The sequence below is a fragment of the Microcoleus sp. C2D2 genome (assembly GCF_036702495.1).
Taxonomy (GTDB): Bacteria; Cyanobacteriota; Cyanobacteriia; order Cyanobacteriales; family Microcoleaceae; genus Microcoleus.
This window is the reverse complement of sequence record NZ_JAUBTO010000010.1, coordinates 1-16,205: the sequence shown is the minus strand read 5'-3', so window position 1 is coordinate 16,205 and position 16,205 is coordinate 1. Positions and strand designations below refer to the sequence as shown.

At 46.4% G+C, this 16,205-nt stretch carries 12 protein-coding genes; 7 read left to right on the top strand and 5 right to left on the bottom strand.

From position 1 onward, the window contains the following. Positions 1-338: 338 nt before the first annotated feature. The gene (locus QUB61_RS05630; protein ID WP_333124750.1) at positions 339-821 is read right to left on the bottom strand and encodes a BON domain-containing protein; all 483 of its coding nucleotides are present in this window, start codon (positions 819-821) and stop codon (positions 339-341) included. A gap of 574 nt (positions 822-1,395) precedes the next feature. Then, positions 1,396-1,941 carry a hypothetical protein gene (locus QUB61_RS05625; protein WP_333124747.1) on the bottom strand — a complete coding sequence of 182 codons (546 nt, stop codon included), beginning with the start codon at positions 1,939-1,941 and terminating at the stop codon, positions 1,396-1,398. A 69-nt stretch (positions 1,942-2,010) separates the two neighbouring features. Here QUB61_RS05625 and QUB61_RS05620 point away from each other — a divergent pair, with 69 nt between their 5' ends. Continuing rightward, the gene (locus tag QUB61_RS05620) at positions 2,011-3,417 is read left to right on the top strand and encodes an S-layer homology domain-containing protein (RefSeq protein WP_333124744.1); all 1,407 of its coding nucleotides are present in this window, start codon (positions 2,011-2,013) and stop codon (positions 3,415-3,417) included. A 678-nt stretch (positions 3,418-4,095) separates the two neighbouring features. Then, the gene (locus QUB61_RS05615) at positions 4,096-5,130 is read left to right on the top strand and encodes a histidine kinase (RefSeq protein WP_333124741.1); all 1,035 of its coding nucleotides are present in this window, start codon (positions 4,096-4,098) and stop codon (positions 5,128-5,130) included. A gap of 1,102 nt (positions 5,131-6,232) precedes the next feature. Here the strand turns inward: QUB61_RS05615 and QUB61_RS05610 are convergent. Next, the gene (locus QUB61_RS05610) at positions 6,233-7,279 is read right to left on the bottom strand and encodes a hypothetical protein (RefSeq protein ID WP_333124739.1); all 1,047 of its coding nucleotides are present in this window, start codon (positions 7,277-7,279) and stop codon (positions 6,233-6,235) included. A gap of 229 nt (positions 7,280-7,508) precedes the next feature. Then, the gene (holA, locus tag QUB61_RS05605) at positions 7,509-8,486 is read right to left on the bottom strand and encodes a DNA polymerase III subunit delta (RefSeq protein WP_333124736.1); all 978 of its coding nucleotides are present in this window, start codon (positions 8,484-8,486) and stop codon (positions 7,509-7,511) included. A 176-nt stretch (positions 8,487-8,662) separates the two neighbouring features. On the opposite strand from holA, the gene QUB61_RS05600 reads away from it, so the two are divergent. From QUB61_RS05600 to cbiE, 3 genes are all read left to right on the top strand, one after another. Further along, positions 8,663-9,403, top strand: coding sequence for a DUF1868 domain-containing protein (locus QUB61_RS05600; RefSeq protein ID WP_333124941.1), 741 nt, complete (start codon positions 8,663-8,665; stop codon positions 9,401-9,403). A gap of 228 nt (positions 9,404-9,631) precedes the next feature. Continuing rightward, positions 9,632-10,822, top strand: coding sequence for a transposase (locus QUB61_RS05595; protein ID WP_333124939.1), 1,191 nt, complete (start codon positions 9,632-9,634; stop codon positions 10,820-10,822). Between the two features lie 154 nt (positions 10,823-10,976). Then, complete coding sequence (gene cbiE, locus QUB61_RS05590; RefSeq protein WP_333124734.1) at positions 10,977-12,293, top strand: precorrin-6y C5,15-methyltransferase (decarboxylating) subunit CbiE; 1,317 nt, start codon at positions 10,977-10,979, stop codon at positions 12,291-12,293. Between the two features lie 31 nt (positions 12,294-12,324). On the opposite strand, the gene QUB61_RS05585 is transcribed toward cbiE, so the two are convergent. Beyond that, positions 12,325-13,209, bottom strand: a complete 885-nt coding sequence (locus QUB61_RS05585) for a CPBP family intramembrane glutamic endopeptidase (protein ID WP_333124731.1) — start codon at positions 13,207-13,209, stop codon at positions 12,325-12,327. Between the two features lie 389 nt (positions 13,210-13,598). On the opposite strand from QUB61_RS05585, the gene QUB61_RS05580 reads away from it, so the two are divergent. Continuing rightward, complete coding sequence (locus tag QUB61_RS05580) at positions 13,599-14,948, top strand: P-loop NTPase fold protein (RefSeq protein WP_333124728.1); 1,350 nt, start codon at positions 13,599-13,601, stop codon at positions 14,946-14,948. Further along, a complete protein-coding gene (locus QUB61_RS05575) occupies positions 14,945-16,186 on the top strand; it encodes a hypothetical protein (RefSeq protein ID WP_333124725.1) in 1,242 nt (413 codons plus the stop codon). The genes QUB61_RS05580 and QUB61_RS05575 overlap by 4 nt, the downstream gene beginning before the upstream one ends. The last annotated feature ends 19 nt before the right edge of the window (positions 16,187-16,205 follow it).

Genomic DNA, 16,205 nt, shown 5'->3' with positions numbered 1-16,205 from the left:
GCTGTCATCAATCACATTTAGTCCTTCTTTCCCAACATTTTTCATCGGTCGCTGGGAATAACTTCGGTCTCTATCTTCTGGCTGGTTTCTAACTAATTCTCAGGAATTGGAAAGCGGAAATAGGGAATGGGAAATTTCAGACAGCGCGCGAGTTTTGAGTGCGTAAATTTTAAACTTTAAACTTCAAACCCCGCTCCCCCGAGAGAGTCACGTAAACGTTGCGCTCCCCTCCGGAAGCAATCTTAAAATGCCCAACTTTCCGTGTTCTCTATTCGCTGTTCCCTCGGACTTCTCCTTCTGCCTTCTACCTTCTTTCCCTCTTCCTTTTTCCTTCTAATTTATTGCTTGCTGCTAGGCGATTCGGATGCAGCGGGAGCGACAACAGCCGTAACATTCACCTGTGTGACACCCTTAATCTCTTTAGCTAGCGGCTCAATTTTAGCTAAATCAGTTTGATTGGGAACTGTGCCACCTACCGTGACAACCCCATCTTTTGCATCAACAGTTAGCGCACCTTTAGTGATGTTTACTTCTAACTTGGATCGTACTTCACTTTGCAGGTCGCCATCAGCTCTTGTTGCATCGCCACCGGTCACATTGTTGCGCTGTTCTCTGGCCCTGATATCAGAATTTGCTTGTGCTTTGCGAATATCGCTAGTTGCGTCACCCTGAGTTTTTTGAACAGCCTCGGCAGGGGGCGGGCTGGGGCTATTTTCTGTCGTAGAATTAGGAGCATCAGCGCTAGTTTTAGCCCCCTCGCTGCAAGCAGCAGCTCCAAATAATAGGATGCCGCTGAGGAGAATGGGTGTTAGTTTGTTCATAATATGTTAATAACCTCCGGGTAAGCTTTCGATGAGCCTGACTTCCCTGACTTCGTTGAGCCAGATGGGAGCCAGATGGAGCAAGAGAGCATCTTTGCTTGTGCTTTCTGCGATTTTAAAATCCTTATATCAAATATATAAACTTGAGGGAGTATCTACATCGCTCCACAGGTGTAAAATTTATCTATGCCGTTAGATAGAGTACAAAAAACAAAATAAGGTCTTAAGTCACATTTAACTTAATGACTTCTGACGGCATTATTCCTGAGAAACCCGGTAGATGGATTCATTTTTCCTTGCCAAAGGCAGTATTTTCCTATAAACCAAGTTTAAAAGGGTAAGCTTTATGAATAAATTCGATCGCCACTGCCAACTAATTTTTCCCTCGCACCTCGAACCTCTGACCGAAAGCAGCCAGGGTACAAGCCCCCGGATTTATCAGTGGGGTTGCTTTCTTCAATTCTAAAATCTAAAATCTAAAATCTAAAATCTAAAATCGATTGACTTCATCCTTCAACATCCATCCGTTAAATCCGTTAAATCCCGTGCACGGATCCTTGCCGAGCTCCCTGCTTCAAAACAAACGAAAAGAGTCGAGAAATTTTTGAGCATTTTCTGGTTCTGGGGTAGTGGCAACCAGCCCGTAAACGCGCGTTTCCACCAAGAAAACTTGACCTACACCTACAGATTCACTGGCGGAAAGCGGCTGAAACTCAAACTCTTTTCCCGGATAGCCTCCGAGGGAAATATCCCGCACTTGCAACAATTTAGCATTCGCCCCCACGACAAAAAAATCCACGGCATTATTTAAAGTAATTTTAATATTATTGTTGCTCCTCCGGAAATCTAGGTCAAAGTATTGAAGTAAATAAGTTTCTTTGTTTTTTAAGCTGGATCTGTATGTATGAGCAATAATTTGAGTTGAAAAAATTTCGGAATTAATTTTGGGAGTTCCCGGCATATCGATCGCAAACTGACCCATCGCCGAGCAAAATGGCTGCCACTCTGGCGTCTGAAGTGCTGGCTGCAGCGGGGCTCGTTGAGCTTTTGCGGGACTGGCAAACTCCAGAGGCGAGACAAGTAATGTAGCAGTAACTAGGAGTAAATACAGGAATTTCATTTGGGTAAAAATTATATGAACCAGATCGATCTGCGCTAGCCTAGAAATATATCCGCAAAGGGGGGATTTATGCTGAATATTATATTTACTCAAGGGCGAGGCAACTCGATCGAGCGATCGCCAGCTAAAACCAATAAAACCAATAAAACCAATATACTAGCTGCTGTACATACTTGGCTGGCTGTGTGTCTGCTGGCTGCTGTCACAGCTTGTGCAAACAGCCCCAACAGCAAGGCACTCGAAGAAGCTTTAGCCGCCGATCCCACATTAAAACAAAACCCAGTGGTTTTCTCTTCCCCGCCACCAGCGACAGCCGTTGACACAAACTCTACCGCCAAACTTCCTCCCGATTTCCCGACAGAGATTCCACTATATCGTAATGCTCAGTTAATCGAAGTTGGCGGGGAAACCGATCCGTCGCAAAAAAATGTGCGCCTGCGCTGGGAGAGCACAGATCCGGTTAATTCCGTTCAGAACTTTTACTCCACAGAGTTTGGGCGCCGCAACTGGGAAATAGTCAGCCGCCCAACAGCCGAGGGACAAGGTTCTTTCGTAGCAACCCGAGATAATTTGCGGGTAACAGTGTCGCTTTCTCCTACTCAGAAAGTAGGGGGTTCTACAGAATTTGCGATCGACTACAACAAAGACAGCCCAGAAATTGCCGCCAGTCCCCAACCTAATAATTCCGAGTCTAGCGCATCTCCAACACCAACACCTTCTCCATCTAATTCAGAGGGAACTACTCCAACGCCATCCGCCTCGCCAATATCAGCAAAAGTTAGCGAACAACAGGGTCAAATTCCTCAACAGTTGCGGCAGTATGTGGCAGATTTAACTCAGTTGGAAGTGCTGAAAGTGCGCTCGACAGACAGTGCTAATTTAGAAACTGCCAGCACTTTGCCCAAACCCAACAAAATTGTCACTCGCCGCGAATACGCCCGCTGGTTAGTAGCAGCTAACAATCAGATTTATGCTAGCCGTCAAGCCAAACAAATTAGATTAGCAGTAGACTCTAGCGAACCGGCATTTTCTGACCTACCCAAAACTGAGCCGGATTTTTCAGCAATTCAAGGTTTAGCAGAAGCCGGTGTAATTCCGAGTTCCCTTTCGGGAGAAACTAAAGATGTGAAATTTCGGCCGGATGCACCTTTAACTCGCGAAACAATGATTCTCTGGAAAGTGCCTTTAGATACTCGTCAAGTTTTGCCGACAGCTAACATTGAAGGAGTGAAAGAAAAGTGGGGTTTTCAAGATGCTTCTAAAATTGATTCTCAGGCGTCGCGGGCCGTTTTAGCTGATTTTAACAATGGAGATTTGGCGAATATTCGCCGCGTTTTTGGTTTTACTACTCTGTTTCAGCCCAAGAAACCCGTGACTCGCGCCGAAGCTGCTGCTAGTTTGTGGTATTTTGGCGTTCAAGATCAGGGATTGTCTGCTAAAGATGCTGGGCAAGCAAAGTCTCAACCTGCAGAGTAGAGTTGTTTGAGGTGGTTAAAAGTTTTGAACACAGCATCTACTTACCCAAACCAAAGAAACCGGGTTTTTTCTCCGTTAAAAAACCCAGTTTATGCGTCCAAGACGACCGAAATATTACCAGTTTTCGACATCAGCGCGCCATCGCCCGCCAGAAAAATTGCAGCTTGGCTTTATAGGATTTCGGTGAATGTTACTTACCCAGAAACCGAGTTATATGTACCACAATTAGCAGTAAGTATAACGGCACGAAAAAACAATAATATCTTGTAGGGTTTTGTTGGGGCGCGAAAGCGCGTATTATCTATACTAGAAGCGAGTTGATGAGTGTAAAACCCGCCCTCCCCCCTTAGGTTTATTTTTACCCACTTACTTAAAACGGGAGGGATATCGGTTGAAAAGCCCCGTTGCTTTAATCTCTCTACGCCAGTCATCGTAATAAAATCCTTTCAAACACTATACATCGGCTTTTCTGTCCTGGTGGCGCACCCTACGGGATAAATTTTTTTGGCCTTAATCTAAATTTCTGTATCCTTCCAGACAACCGCTGCATTTTGCGGACAAATTTTCTACATATTTTAACTAACGCTTTGTTCAAAACTCTCAGTAGGATTCCGGATGCGGTAGCTGCCTTAACGATAAATGAAAAAGAGTTTTTGATCTCTGGGAGAGCCTTTTTTAATGTACGATATTACCCTATTTACCCCCCAAGACATGGCGAAATGCAGCTTAGTCCTGCGCCACTTAGGTAGAAATACTGCTAGTATGGAAGCCAGCAGCCAGAAGATAGTTAACTATATTTACCAACATTTTTGCGATGCGCAAACTGGAGAAAATAGCTGTGCCTTAGTGCGTTTGTTCAAAACTCATCCCTACGGGGAATTAGAAGACTCATTGCAACAATCCGCCCGCTGCTTGATGAACGGCTATCCCCCCGCCGCCGACATGAAATGTTGGACTCTGCTAGCAGCAGCAGGCACAGAACCGCAGTGGAATTCTCGGCACACAGCAGCAAAAAATACAGCTATTCCGTTAGTTAGTACACAATTAGTGGCTCAAATGCCGGCGATTTCGGAAATAATCCGGCAGTTCGGTTTAGACATTCCTACATTCCTCGGACTCGAGCCAGAAAGATTCCTGCAATTAGAGCCTGCAGTATTAAATATTTTTCACGTACCAGACGCAAAAGGCAGCCCGTTTATTCCGGAGCAAGATTCCTTAATTATCCCGTACCAAATCAAGTCTGTCTTGGGATTTGGGGGACTTCTACCGTCCGGAAGTTTGTTTGCTGTAGTGATGTTCCTGAAAGTTAAAATTCCCCAAAGCACGGCTGAAATGTTTAAAAATTTGGCAGTTAGTGTAAAAAATTCCCTCTCAGTTTACGAAGAAGAAAGTGTTTTTGAACCTTCACATACTGCTAGAAATCTTGTTATGAATAACAATGTTAGTGAAAACCAATTACTGGAATTTCAAGTTGGCAATCTGATTCAATTGCTAGAATTTTCAGAACAAGAAATGCTCAGACAAGCAGCTCGTTTTCAACGGACGATTGATAAGTTGCAGCGCGAAATTGCCGATCGCAAAAACAAGGAAGAAGCTTTAAAAACCAGCCAAGAGCCATTCACAGGCATCGTCAATATTCCACAAGATGGTATTGTTCCTGTCGAGGATAATCCCGGAATTCAGCGTCTTAATCAAGGGGAAGAACAGATTTAACCCCAGCGCTGTGTTTAGCAACCCGGTTTCTTTGATCGATCGGGTTGTTTCTGTGTTTTTTGAGTTAGTGTTGTTTTTACAAGAGTGCAAGCGGAACCATCGCTATATACATATAAGTAGGTCTGCCAAAAAAATCAAGGTAAATAAAGGAATGTTAATACCAGTCCCCAAAAAATTGCTACGATGAAGCTGAGAGTTTGAGGAATATTTTATGAAACTCAACTACCAAGAAAGAATTGATTTAACCGCAGACGAGTTAAAAATAATTGGGTCGCAGCGCCGTGAACTATAATTAATCGACAAAAAATTTAGACACTGAGATTGGTTAAAGGGTGGATCGAGCCAAAGCGTTACAGATGTAGGTGAACGTGCGAGGTGTACATAGAATTACTGTACATATAGCGGTTCGATCGCGTTGTGAGGTATGCCCTATGCCCGTGGGCCCTATGCCCGTGGGCCCGATAGTACCTCATGTTACTGAGAAAGGCTATAGATGGTTCAAACAAAATAGGGCTGGCGGTCTGCAATAAATGTTAAAAATACGGCAAGCAACTGGTAGATCCCGAGTAATCCCCTCAGCCGTAATAGCCGGAATTTCGCAAAAATTAAGTGAAGAATCCTGTCATTTTAAGAGTTACAAATAAATTGGTAAATGGGTAGAAAATAAATCTTAATTTTCGTCGGTTAAATATCAAACATTAGAAAAGCAATTACTATCGCAGTCAAGCCCAATTAAAAGTACCAAGATGTTTGATAAATAGAAAAGATGAGTCTGCATTTATCGAAATAAAAAAAACTAAAAAAATTGCTCAAAGTATCTTGCCGGTTAGAGTCTACTACCCCAAAGCCAGCAAAAAATCGGCTCAAATATTGGTGTCAAGATGAAACTATAATTGGCTTAAAAACGATTGAAAGGAAAAAAATACCGCTTTTGGAGTTAAAGCAATAGGTAAAGTTAAATGAAATTTTAATAAAATTGAAAAAAGTCAAAAGCTAATAAAGCTTTCAGTAAAAACAATATTTTTTACTTTTGGCTTTTGACTTTTGACTTTTAGCACATCGAGTATTCAACTCAAAACTCAAAACTCAAAACTCAAAACTATTAAGGCGCAGCCGCCGCCCTGCGGTTGGCAACAATCAGATTAGCCTGATACTCTGCCGCTTTTTGCTGAGCTTTTTGATAGTTCGGGCTGGTTGACGGCACGGCTCTGGCGAGCTTAACCGCTTGCTGCCACTCGCTTGCTACTGCGATCCACTCATTTTGAGACTGAGCCGTCTGGGCCAAAATTGCTGCCCTCTGAGCTTTGTTAACGGCTTCCCTCCAAGAGTCAGGCTTAGGGGCGGCGGCTTTTGGTGCAGGAGAGGCTGCCTTAGGCGCCTCAGAGGCTGGTGCAGCTTTGGGTGGTGGAGATGTCGGAGCTGGGCTTGCGGGAGCCTCCGCAGTGGGAGCCGCTTTTGGTGCAGGAGATTCTGCCTGTGAGATACCCGGAGATGCGGTCCGAGACGGTGCGGTGGCTTTAGAAGCGGGAGATGAGGGTTTGGGGGAGGGGGAAGCGGCTTCCGGGGGGTTCGGTTCTGGGTTGGAGCCGCCGCCGAAGGGGAGATTTTTAGTAAAGAAAAGCCCTGCGAGCGCCGCCACAGGCACTAACAGACCCACAGGTATTACCCATTTGGGGAATTGTTTTTTCGGAGGCGGGGCTTCGTCTTCGTCTTCGTCTTCGTCTTCGTCTTCCTCTTCCTCATCTCGATCGAATTCTCCATCTTGATAATAGTCTTCGCCTTCGGGCTCGACATCATCTAAACCTACAGAGTCGTCAGGCATTCCACTCTCCAGGCCGTAAGGCATTGGGTCTTCAGGCATCAGATCGATTTCATCTTCCCACGCAGGCTCACCGTCACCTGTTCGACGCCCGTAGACCTTTACAGTGTGAATTGATTCGAGTCCCAGCTTCGTCATGCCGGTGCGGATGAAATCGACCAATACCATTTGATCGGGTACTTTGTCTGACTCCAGATTTATGTGGAGGCAGCCGTTGTCCCGCGTCACATCAGCGTTGATGCCTTTGGGTTTGAGTGTACGGTTGATGCTAGATGCGATCGCTTTTGGATCGCCCTGCTTGAGCAGTTCCCGCGGGTTCTGTTGTGTCATGGGTAGCGCTCTTTTGTTGGGGGGGGTGGAGAGCCGGCAAATAATATTAACCGATCGGCATTCGGCGGACAATATTTATTTACCACATTAACTTCTACTTTGGCATTCTGAGAGTATTTCTAGTATCTATTGACCTTTTGGCCCGCGATCCGGCATCAAGCACATAGCCGCTATCGAAATTTGTTGTAAAAATTTACAGTAAGGGGCAGATCCTGTGCCGTGTCGGACCTCAGCGAAACAAGCTAGAAAGTTCTATAACTTTGGTTTGCAGGGTTGAGATTTCTTCTCGCCCCCGTTTTAAAGAAGCTTCTAAGTCTAGGAGCAAGGGCAAACTTTTTTGCAGTTTGTCTAAGCTAGCATTCTTGACTTCTTGGCGAAAATAGTATACTCGTTTGGGATTGCCGAGGTCTAGAGCTTGAGCAATTTTATCATCGCGATCGCCCGCTTGGATCATCGCCTTTACCCACAGCCAAATCCGAAACTTACCAGTCAAGCCAGCCACAATCCTCAAACCAGGCTCGTTGCGGGCCGTTAAGCCGGCCAATAAATCCAAAGCGGCCGAGGTATTGCCGGAGCGAATCGCATCGGCTAGCTGGAAGGTATTTTCGGCGTGACAGTGCACCAGTGCTGCAACTTCCTCCGGGTTCAGAGGTTGGCTGCGGTTGCCCGCAAACAGCAGCAATTTTTCCAGTTCGCTGTATAGCTGGCGGGTATCGCTGCCAATGGATCGGGCCAAAAGTTCGATCGCTGTGGCGGTCAATTTTACGTTCATTTCGGCGGCGACTTGGCGCACCCGCTGGGCTAATTCTTTGTCATTCCAAGGCGGAATCGGTGAAAATTCCCGCACTTGGGCGGACCCGACGAGTAACTTGGTAGATTTGAGCCGACTGTCGGGTTTTTTGACGGATGTCAGCAGCAGCACGGTGGTAGGGGGAATCACTGGCAGTGTTCGTTCCAATTGGACTAATAGTTCTTGAGAACACTGCTGCGTTACAGTCGTATTTGCCAGCCAGACAAAACGGCTGCCGGTACCGAAGGGGGGCGTTAAGGCTCGATCGAGCCCTTCGACCACAGCTCCGGCGGAATCGGCAATAATCTTGTCATAGTTAAAACTAGCCCAGTTGGGGTCGAGGACTGTTTGGCGCAAACTTGTCACAGCTTGCGCGATCGCAAAGTCGTCTTCCCCCCAATACAGGTAAATTTGCATGAAAAACGCTCAGTAGCCAAAAAAATCAGAGTTGCACGCGAGGCTTGTCCAACATATCCTGAATTGAACTGTTGGAAGCCCGCACCATAATATAAAATTTGGTTTGGGAGTATGTCACCGCGAGGAAATCAAGATTGGATGATACTTATCAAGCTTACGTAAATCGGGTGGCGCGAATGACGCTGCTGGACTCCTACAAGTCCCAGGTGGAACACATTCAGGAATCTCCAAAATTTAAGCCCGACGAAGCAGGCCGGAGAACTCCTGTACCTTTTCCAGGTTATTCAGTGATTACGCCGCCTGCGGGGGAAGATGCAGAAAATGCTGCATTTTATAGTAATTTGCACTCGAGCCAACAACGGCTATTGCAGGAAATAGGGGAGGGTGCGCTCGTGGCACTGCCTCCTGATAGCTTCCATTTAACCGTAGCCGATTTGATTTGGGACAGCGCTTTTCGAGATGCCTCTGATAAAAATCCAGAATTTGAGGAGCAACTGCGCTCGCGCATGGCCGATCGTTTTGCCGCCTGCAAACCCTTGGCTGGGGGCTCTCCCATTCGCTGGATAGTGCTGGGGTTGATGGTGATGACTAGATCGGTGGGTGTTTGTTTAGCACCGACGGACGAAAACTCTTACAAGCAAATTCTGGAGTTTCGCCGATCGATCTATCAAAATCCCGATTTAATTGCTTTGGGAATCGAACAGCAATATCATTTTACGGCACACATTACTCTGGCTTATTTTGGGGACACCGGGCCGAACCTAGACCGCGCTCGCTTGTGCGCTTTGCTGTCGGAATTAAACGAGCAATGGCTGGACACGCCGCAAGAACTGTCCGTAAACCGAGTGGAACTGCGGAAGTTTGACGACATGACCAGCTACCTCCGGCAACCGGATTGGCCTGTTTTTGAGTTTTAACGAACTCAAGGGTGAAGAAGTCCGAGGGAAGAGGAAAGAGGGAAGAAGGAAGATTTTTTCCCATCTCCCACTCTCTCGCCCACTCTCCCCATCGGCTCCTCTCCCCTGTGACCAAAAAATTGGGATACAAGCCTCCCCCTTCTAGGGGGACTTTCGGTTCGGAATCTCTCCGAGAGGTTTTTGAATAAACAGCACCGCATTTATTCAGGTGTCCTCTACAATGATTGTATGTTAAATCTAACCTACGAGTACAAGCTCATTCCTACCGATACGCAACGCCAGACTTTCGACCTGTGGCTCAATATTTGCCGCAAGGTCTACAACTTTGCATTGCGAGAACGAAAAGATTGGGTTAATTCTCGTAAGTGTGATATCAACTCGTGCAGCATTAAGCAGGAATACATTATCCCGGATGATGCACCGCGTCCAACCTTTGCCCGGCAATGCAAATCATTGGCATTCGCAAAGAAGTTAATTCCTGAGTTGAAACTGCCTCACACCCATGTCTTGCAGCAGGCGTTGCGCCAACTAGAGGCAGCGTTTGTGGCGATGTGGGAACGAGGACACGGTTTTCCTAGATTCAAAAAGCGGATGCGCTCATTTGTGTTCCCTCAATTGAATCTAGAATCCGTTAAACGATTTGATGGTGCCGATTGGGTCAACCTGCCCAAGATTGGAAGCGTCAAAATGCACCTGTCGCGTCCAATCCCTCAAGGGTTTGATGTCAAGCAAATTCGCGTTATTAAAAGGGCTTCTGGCTACTATGCCATGCTCACTTTGCAATGTGATGTCGAAGTGTCTCAAGCCTCACCTTCAGGGCATGGATTAGGGATTGATTTAGGGTTAGGACATTTTTTGGCAACTTCTGATGGTGAATTGATTGATAGACCTCGATTCTTTGTGGATGGACAACGCAAGCTGAAATTGCTGCAACGTCAACTCAAGCGCAAGAAAAAAGGCTCTAGAAAGTTTCGTCAAATTCATCACCAAATAGGCTTGCACCACGAATACATCTCGAACAGTCGCTCTTACTTTCATTTCAAGACCGCACATCATTTATGTAACGCAGCCCAAACAGTATTTGCTGAGGACTTGAACCTTAAAGCAATGTCAGCCGGAATGATCAGCAAGCACACGCTTGATGCAGGGTTTGGTCAGTTCCTGAATATCTTGGGTCATGTTTGCTTTAAGCGAGGTGCATACTTCGCATCTGTAAACCCAAACCGAACAAGTCAAACCTGCCCCTTATGTCAAACCCATACAGGGAAAAAAGAACTATCCGAACGGGTACATAGATGTCAAACGTGTGGCTATGAAACGAATCGAGATGTTGCAGCCGCGCAAGTGGTGTTGCAGCGTGGATATACAGCGGTTGGGCAAATCGCAGTGAATTTTGGGGAGGGCAAGCTACATGAGTAGTCCCAATGAACCAAGAATCCCCGCTCATAAGAGGACGGGGAGTTGTCAAAACAGTCAGGATATTGCCTATTAAATGCTTTAATTATTTGGGCTTGGCAACAAAGTCAAGCAGAAAACTTATGAAAAACCAGAAAAAAACAGCTTTGCTGAAAAAGTGACTGTACACGTTGTTGGTATAGGTTTAGATGGAGCTGCTGGGCTGAGTTCCTCGGCGCGGCAGGTTGTAGAAATGGCCGCTCTGCTAATAGGGAGCGAGATCCATTTGAGCTATTTCCCGCAGCACTCCTGCGAGATATGGGTGTTGGAAGATTTGACGACCGCAATTCTTGAAATTAAGCGCTGGTTGGCGACTGATGCGAATTTAGAGCCAGATACAGGGACTTTTTCGCCCCCCTCCACCCCCTCGCCTCAACTCATTGTAATTTTGGTGGCGGGTGACCCGCTGTTCTACGGCTGGGGAAAGTTGTTAATTGCCCAATTGCCTGCAGAAAAATTGGCTTTTCACCCGCACCTCAGTTCTGTGCAGTTGGCTTTTAATCGCTTGCACATCCCTTGGCAAGACGCTCATTTTGTTGGCTCTCAAGGACGTTATTTTGAGGAACTGACGGCAAAACTCAAACTCGGTGTGGAGAAAATTGCGGTGCTCGCAGACGAAACTCATACTCCGGCGGCCCTGGCAAATTTGGTGAAAGCTCTAGATTTGCCTACACGCTACGAGTTTTGGGTGTGCGAAAATTTGGGTTCTGCTGATGAGCGCGTGGGCCTCCGTTCTCTGTCAGCTTTGCTGGGAGAGTCTTTTTCACCGCTGAGCGTGGTTGTGATGCTGCGGGAGTCCCCGCCGAGGGCAGAACCTTTGGATTTGGAAAAGTTGCCTTTGTTGGGAATACCGGATGCAGCTTTTATCGGTTGTGGCGACAAGACTGGTTTGACGGTTGAACGGGAAGTGCGGGTGTTGGTGCTGGCACAATTGGCTTTGCAACCGGGACAAGTTGTCTGGGATGTGGGTGCTGGTAACGGTTCTGTGTCGATCGAAATTGCTCGTTTATTCCCGCAGTCTGAGGTGTACGCGATCGAAAAAACGGTTTTTGGCACTTCTGCGATCGAGTTCAACTACGGCCGTTTTGGGCTGCAAAATGTGTTCTCGATTTACGGAACCGCCCCGGAAATCTTGCATCGCTTGCGTCCTCCGCACCGGATTTTTATTGGCGGTAGTGGCGGAGGGTTGACTAAAATTTTGGGCGTTTGCGCGCTGCGGCTGCTTCCAGGAGGCTCGATCGTCCTGGCTTTGGATGCTTTGGAAGATATTGCTACTGTTTTGAGCTGGATGGGCGATCGGGTGCGCCGGGAACCGCACTGGAGTTACCGAATCGTGCAAGTGCAATTGTCGCGTTCTCTGGCTGGGGGAAATTCAACTCGTTTTGACGCGCTGAATCCGGTTTCGATTGTGACGATCGATCGACACTTGAATTAATGTCGGAATTTTTACCGCTGATTTAAGCTGATTAGCGCTGATTAACGCTGATTTGAGTCAGGAAGAGTAAGGTTGCGGTTGCTAGTAGCAATAAAATGCCGGCTGCACCTGCTAGCGGTTTCGCTGCTATTCCTGTAATCCATTCCGGTGCGCGGCCTGTTGGATTAATTGCGCCTTCTGTATCTACGGTGGTTATACCCCAAATCCAAGCTGCGTGAATGCCGATCGCCAATCCTAAACTGCCATTGTCGGCGATGCGGGCTAATGTTAAAACCATCCCCATCAGCCACAATCCTGGCAGTTGCGGTAGGGTTTCTTTGGCGGCCCAAATTAGGTGGGCGATCGCGAAAATAAAACTGGCGATCGCTGCTGCGATTAGCACTGAGTAATCTTGCTGGAGTATCGTTTGCAAGCAGCCGCGAAAGATTAACTCTTCTGTGGCGCTAATCCACACTGCTAATAACAGAGTCAGCAGACTAGCAGGGTTAAGGATTAAAGTCCAAAAATTAATTTTTTTTTCGCCTGTTTCGGTGGAAGTCTCGCTTTTTTTTAGTTCGAGCCAGCCTGCGGTTAATTGCAAGCCGAATAAAATTACTAAGCTAATTATTCCTAATCCTAATCCCCGCATTAATGACATGAAAACTGCAGGTTGCCAATCCCAACCCCAGTTGGCAAAAGATGTGTTTTCGATCCAACTTGTCGCCCATAAAATCAAGGGGACAATCACGTAGAGGGAAGCGAGTAAAGGTAGTTTTTTGTTTCCCAAGGGTTGGGGTGGATGCCATTTGAGGGCGATCGCCAGCACAATCGCTGCGGGAAGCCACACCACAATCCAAGTCGAGAAAAACAAGATTATTTTGACAATTGCTGGTATTGACGGCGACAGCAGTCGCAGGTTGTTTATACTATTCCACATTTAAGGGGTTGCGATCGGTACGCCTCGAATCAGTTCCAAACTCGACATTAGTGGACAAAGGGCAATAAATGTACCCATCAAAGCGGTGAACGGCGCGGCAGTGTTTCCAACGAATACTCTGCAAGCATACCTTTTCCACAGTCAAATCAAAAGCACCAGTTTGCTGACGGTAACTTCCGACACTTGGAGTTTGAGGGGTGTAGATGACCCAACACAGGCAGCATCGAGCCAATGAGCGATCGGAAGCTGAATGCAGACTCTAATCGAGCATAATATATAAGTGAGAGTTTGATGGCAATAGATTGACACAGATTCTTTAAATCATCCAATCCCAGCCGGACTCTCGATCTGGGCTAACCTGAAGCGCGACATATATAAGTGAGGGTTTGATGGCAATAGATTTACACAGATTTTTTAAAGCATCCAATCCCAGCCGAACTCTCGATCTGAGCCAACCTGAAGATCGACAGTATTACATCGATTTTTCAGAAGTGCGAGGGAGCAATTTAATTAAAGAACTGCGACGCGCTATAATCTTTTCTGAAGATGAGCCGATATGTCAGTTATTCACCGGACATATCGGTTGCGGTAAATCCACCGAGTTATCCCGGCTAAAAGCAGAGTTAGAACAAAAAAGCTTCCACGTAGTCTATTTCGAGTCTTCTCAAGACTTAGATCTGGCAGATGTGGATATCAGCAATATTTTACTGGCGATCGCCCGTCAAGTGAGCCAGAGTTTGGAGGCAGCTCAAATCCAACTCCAGCCAACCCGTTTCCAGAATTTACTCCAAAAAGCTGCCAACCTTTTAAACACAGAAATCACCGGAATCAAAGCTAAAGTTCCTGTCGTGGGCGATCTCGGCATAAATGCAGACGCAGGAAAGTTTTCCCTAGCAGTAGGAATAGGAGAAATCACCACCAAAGCAAAGGATAGTAAAGATATTCGCTCTCTGTTAAGACAACACTTGGAGCCGCGAGTCAATAATATCTTAGAAGCCATTAATCAGGAACTAATTGAACCCGCCCAAAAGCAACTAAAGCAGCAAGGAAAAGCCGGAATGGTCGTGATTGTTGACAATTTAGACCGGATTGATAACAAGCCAAGGTTATCAGGAATAACTCAACCAGAGTACCTTTTTGTAGACCGAGGAGACCAACTGAACAAGCTCAAATGCCACGTTGTCTACACCGTCCCCTTAGTTCTAGCTTTCTCCAATGAAAAACAAACTTTGACTAATCGCTTTGGCTCAGATCCTCAACTGTTGCCGATGGTGCGAGTGCATGAACGATCCGGCAGTCTATGTTCAGAAGGCATTGCTTTGCTCCGACAAATGATTCTAGCAAGAGCTTTCCCTAATGTAGATCCAGAGCAACGCATCAGCTTAATTTCAGAAGTGTTTGAGGCGCCAGAAACGTTAGATTACCTCTGTCAAGTCAGCGGCGGTCATGTGCGGAACTTATTAGTGCTGCTTAATAGTTGTATGAAAAAAGACGATCCGCCTTTTTCCCGCGATTTGGTAGAGCGAGTCATTAGTCAGCGGCGCAGCGAACTGAGTAAAGCAATCACGCCCCACGAATGGGAACTGCTAGGGCTGGTAGCGCAACAAAAAACCGTCAGAGGTGAGGAAGAATATCAAACCCTGCTTCGGAGTTTGTTTGTCTTTGAGTATTGCGATGCAGAGGAGAGTTGGTTTGATATCAACCCAATTTTAGCAGGAGCAAAAGAGTTGCAGTTATGAATGATTCCTCAGCCGAATTAATACAGATTAATCAAGAATCTCTGAAAACCCTGATCCGGGGGATTACTTATTTTCAGGAAGAGTTTTCCTTAATTTTGGCCGTTTGCAACTACAGAACCTTGCGGGAACAAATTGTGCAGCAGTTGCGGGAGCAATGTCCGGTTCAGATACGGGAATTGGTGCTAGAGAAGTCGGTTCAAACTCTCTACACTAGGATTGCAGAAGAACTGGGTGCTCAACAGCCTAATGCACTAATGATAGTCGGTCTGGAGTCTCTGATCGAAATCGACCCGGTTTTGACGGCGACTAATCAGATCCGAGAGGAGTTTCGCAACTTTAACTTTCCTTTAGTGCTGTGGGTCACAGATGCGATCCTGTGCAAGCTGATTCGGTTGATTCCTGATTTCCACAGTTGGGCCACGACGGTGGAGTTTCAAATGACTGTGGATGAGTTGATTCAATTGATTCGGCAAACTGTTGAGGAGGTGTTTGCTAAGGTTTTAAATTCTCGCGACAACGTATTTTTAGATAATGCTGCACTAGATATTGAGAATGGTTCTCCGCGTTGCGCTGAACTCAAGTCAGCTTGTGAAGAATTGCAACATCGAGGGGTGACGTTAGACCCTGAGTTGGAAGCTGGTTTGGAATTTATCTGGGGTCGAGTTGCGGATAATTCCGATGTTGCATCTCGCCACCATTACGAGCAGAGTTTGGCTTGGTGGAAGCAAACAGGCGATCGGTCGCGTTCTGGACTTTTACTATTTTATATTGGAGATTGGTGGCGTTATTATGCAGCACGACATCGTGTGGAGCATCAGCAAGCTGGCGATCGCGCCAGAGAGTATTTTCAACAGTCTATACAGGCTTTTGAACAAGCCAACCGTCCCGACTTAGCGGCTAAATTTATCAATTTTTGGGCAGAGGTGCTGCATCGGCTGAAGGATTGGCACAAATTAGAACTCGTGGCGCAAAAGGCCTTAGTTCTCCATCAAACCCATTACGACCAATTCAGACAAGCGCGAGTTTATGGCTTTCTCGCTGAAGTGGAGTTGTCTAAATCCTGGTGGATTGAGGCAAAACAAGCGGCCGAGCAGGCTCTGATTCTACTACATGATGCTACAAAGACTATATTAAATCCATCGCCTGCACAAAGTGTTTTATTGGATTTAGAACTTTCTTTTCATCAGAGAAATGGGTTGAAACCCCGTCCTTTTAGGACGGCTTTACAAAAAGACTAAGATAGGATTCACCATATCA

Coding starts and splice junctions, on each gene's coding strand:
- QUB61_RS05625 (WP_333124747.1), bottom strand. CDS start 1,941: ATGAAATTCCTGTATTTACTCCTAGTTACTGCTACATTACTTGTCTCG.
- QUB61_RS05575 (WP_333124725.1), top strand. CDS start 14,945: ATGAATGATTCCTCAGCCGAATTAATACAGATTAATCAAGAATCTCTG.
- QUB61_RS05610 (WP_333124739.1), bottom strand. CDS start 7,279: ATGACACAACAGAACCCGCGGGAACTGCTCAAGCAGGGCGATCCAAAA.
- QUB61_RS05630 (WP_333124750.1), bottom strand. CDS start 821: ATGAACAAACTAACACCCATTCTCCTCAGCGGCATCCTATTATTTGGA.
- QUB61_RS05620 (WP_333124744.1), top strand. CDS start 2,011: ATGCTGAATATTATATTTACTCAAGGGCGAGGCAACTCGATCGAGCGA.
- holA (WP_333124736.1), bottom strand. CDS start 8,486: ATGCAAATTTACCTGTATTGGGGGGAAGACGACTTTGCGATCGCGCAA.
- QUB61_RS05580 (WP_333124728.1), top strand. CDS start 13,599: ATGGCAATAGATTTACACAGATTTTTTAAAGCATCCAATCCCAGCCGA.
- QUB61_RS05595 (WP_333124939.1), top strand. CDS start 9,632: ATGTTAAATCTAACCTACGAGTACAAGCTCATTCCTACCGATACGCAA.
- QUB61_RS05600 (WP_333124941.1), top strand. CDS start 8,663: ATGACGCTGCTGGACTCCTACAAGTCCCAGGTGGAACACATTCAGGAA.
- QUB61_RS05615 (WP_333124741.1), top strand. CDS start 4,096: ATGTACGATATTACCCTATTTACCCCCCAAGACATGGCGAAATGCAGC.
- QUB61_RS05585 (WP_333124731.1), bottom strand. CDS start 13,209: ATGTGGAATAGTATAAACAACCTGCGACTGCTGTCGCCGTCAATACCA.